We start from the raw sequence: 2,617 nt of genomic DNA on the forward strand, positions 1-2,617 counted from the left end.
CACCCGGTCCCGCGCCGCCGCCTGCTCCAGCGCCTGCGCGTCGAGCAGATCCCCCGGATCGAACAGCGTGACGGTCCGCCCGTCATGGTCGAAACGCCCGCGCACCCAGCCCGCGGCCGCGTCTTCAGGCGGCCGGATCAGCGCGCCCGGAACCCTGAGTACATCCACAACCCGCGTGACCAGAAGACCCACCGGCGGGTGTCCGTGCAGCAGGATGACGGCACGATACAACGCCTCGGCCGTCTGTGCCGGGCCGGTATCGCATCCCAGAAGGGGCGCCGGATCAACGACCGTGATCGTCTCGTGGCCAAGCGCGAACAGTCCGGCAATCGCCGGCGGCAGATCGGGCGGTCGGCGCATCAGCGGCAGGGCGACGCATTCGCGCACCACCGCGGTCGCGAGCGCGAAGTCATGGGTCTGGTCGGACGAGACAGCCTCCCCGGTTCCGTGACCCAGCCTGAAGATAACGAACGGTCCCTGCACAGGATGCCAGGCCCCCCTGCTGTACGCGTGCCGCCTGCGGGCCGCGCGCCGGATTGCCGTAACACAGTCCCGCTCGCGCTCACAGTCCACCACCGGACATGGTGCGCTCCGTGCGCACATGCGATCCCTGCCTGTGCCCGGTCCGGCGCGCGGGTGACGATCGGGGCTGGAGATTGCTTTTGGCCGCGTCCGCCGCTACCGGTGGTGCGCCCCACGCGGCCTTGTCCGCGCCATCCCTGCCGTGCCGGAGAGTGTCTCGTCCATGGAAACTTCGCCTCCTCCCCATGCGCCACGACGCATGTTGCCCATCGAAATCCGCGACGAACGCCCGTTCGATCTGGCCCGCGCCCTGCGTCTGGGCCTGTGGCTGGTGGCGCATTTCGTCTTTTATTTCGTGCAGCAGGTGGCGGAACTACTGGCGCCGTTCGTGCTGATCCTGGGTGTCGGCTGGGCGATCCTGCCGAAGGCCATGGAAGCGGTCACACGCTCGACCAGTTCGGCCGATCCGCAGACCCACGACATCATCGCGCATGTGTCGGACGCCATTCCGGCGCAGATCGTCGTCGGCAGCCATGTGCTGACCGCGTCCGGCCTGATTTTCGACGGCTTCGCCCTGATGGCCGTGGCCGCCGCCGGTTCGACCATCGCCGCACTCGCCGCGCGCGAACTGTAAGGGATGCCCCGGCGCGACCCGCCGGGATCTACCGCATCACCAATCCTCGCAGGGTTCCGACATAGCGCAGCCACAAGGCATCCACACCCGCGTGGCACACCCACAGCGTCGCTGCCGTCGCACCCAGTCCCGCCACGGTCAGCACCCAGCCGGCGCTCCACACACGGCGGTCTTGCAGCCACGTACCGCTGACGGCAGGCGACGACGAGGCGACCGCCGTGCGGATGCGCGAAGCGGACGCGACCGTCGATTCCAGTCCCTCCGCCGCCACGGCGCCGCTGAGCGCCACCGCTGAGCCGTCTGGCGTCAGGCGAGAGTGCGCCTGCCGGGGCACGACGTCCTGGCCGCCATCCCCCGACGCAGCGTCGGCGCCGGAGGTGCCTGCCTCCGGCGCGACCTCCCAGGACGCGCCGCAGTCGGCGCACTGAACGGTTCGTCCCGCCTTCAGGAGAGCGACCGGCACATCGTAGGTCGCGTGGCACGAAGGACAGGTGATAAGCATCTGGTTTTAAAGCTCCTGCTGAGGGGCGCGCACGCCGAATCACAGGGCTTGATTGTCGGCACGAACAGTCTACGAAATGTTAACGGGCACTCGATTATGACCGTGCGCCACCATCAGGCCCGCCCTCGACATGTCTTCAGGATCGCCTTTGCATGATCTCCCTGCGTGACATCAGCTTTCGGCACGATCGTGGACCGCGCGCCGCAACGGCGTTGCACGCGATCTCGTTCGATGTGCCGCAAGGCGGGTTCCGCTGGCTGCTCGGGCCGTCCGGGGCGGGAAAGTCGACACTGCTTCGGCTGCTGGGACTGTCCGCGCGGGCCAGCGAGGGCGAGATGACGCTGCTCGGTGTTCTCACGACGCGGGCCCGGCGCCCTGCCCTGACCCGGCTGCGACGCCGCATCGGCGTGGTGCACCAGGACTTCGCGCTGCTTCCCGATCTCTCGGTGGGCGACAACGTGGCGCTGCCGTTGCGCCTGCAGGATCGACCTGAAGACGAAATTGCCGATGCCGTCGCCGCGATGCTTGGCTGGGTGGGGCTCGCGGGCCGTGAACGCGATGCTCCCGCGCGCCTGTCCGGGGGAGAGCAACAACGTGTCGCCGTCGCCCGGGCGGTCATCCATCAGCCCGAACTTCTGCTTGCCGACGAACCGACAAATGCGTTGCAGGAGGACCAGGGACGAAGGCTGATGGAACTGTTCAACGAACTCAATGCGATGGGCACGACCGTCGTCGTGGCTACCCACAACGAATCCCTGGTGCAGCGTTATCCGGGGCGCGCCCTGTGGCTTGATGGCGGGCGCCTTGTCCATGACGGCTGACCTGCGAACGGGAGACGCGTGATGGGCCTGTTCTCTCGCCGCCGCGCCGACGGGCTTGCCCTGCGCCGCGCATTGCCCGAACGCTCGCTTCCGGCGCTGGTCGCCGCCATGGGCTTTCTGGCCGCCCTGGCTCTGGGC

4 protein-coding genes are annotated in these 2,617 nt (G+C 68.5%); 2 read left to right on the forward strand and 2 right to left on the reverse strand.

The window, feature by feature from the left end:
- A partial coding sequence (locus tag HUK82_RS15875) for a chemotaxis protein CheW (RefSeq protein ID WP_176614860.1) occupies positions 1–483 on the reverse strand: 483 nt, incomplete at its 3' end.
- A 262-nt stretch (positions 484–745) separates the two neighbouring features.
- Here HUK82_RS15875 and HUK82_RS15880 point away from each other — a divergent pair.
- Positions 746–1,156 (forward strand): hypothetical protein, encoded by a 411-nt coding sequence (locus HUK82_RS15880; RefSeq protein WP_246495141.1) that lies wholly within the window; start codon positions 746–748, stop codon positions 1,154–1,156.
- 28 nt (positions 1,157–1,184) lie between these two features.
- On the opposite strand, the gene HUK82_RS15885 is transcribed toward HUK82_RS15880, so the two are convergent.
- A complete protein-coding gene (locus HUK82_RS15885) occupies positions 1,185–1,658 on the reverse strand; it encodes a zinc-ribbon domain-containing protein (protein WP_176614861.1) in 474 nt (157 codons plus the stop codon).
- Positions 1,659–1,810: 152 nt separating this feature from the next.
- Here HUK82_RS15885 and HUK82_RS15890 point away from each other — a divergent pair, with 152 nt between their 5' ends.
- Entirely contained in the window at positions 1,811–2,479 is a 669-nt protein-coding gene (locus HUK82_RS15890; protein WP_176614862.1) for a cell division ATP-binding protein FtsE, read from the forward strand.
- The last annotated feature ends 138 nt before the right edge of the window (positions 2,480–2,617 follow it).

Origin of the sequence: Ameyamaea chiangmaiensis, assembly GCF_013376175.1 — a bacterium.
Lineage (GTDB): Bacteria > Pseudomonadota > Alphaproteobacteria > Acetobacterales > Acetobacteraceae > Ameyamaea > Ameyamaea chiangmaiensis.

Coding starts and splice junctions, on each gene's coding strand:
- HUK82_RS15880 (WP_246495141.1), top strand. CDS start 746: ATGGAAACTTCGCCTCCTCCCCATGCGCCACGACGCATGTTGCCCATC.
- HUK82_RS15885 (WP_176614861.1), bottom strand. CDS start 1,658: ATGCTTATCACCTGTCCTTCGTGCCACGCGACCTACGATGTGCCGGTC.
- HUK82_RS15890 (WP_176614862.1), top strand. CDS start 1,811: ATGATCTCCCTGCGTGACATCAGCTTTCGGCACGATCGTGGACCGCGC.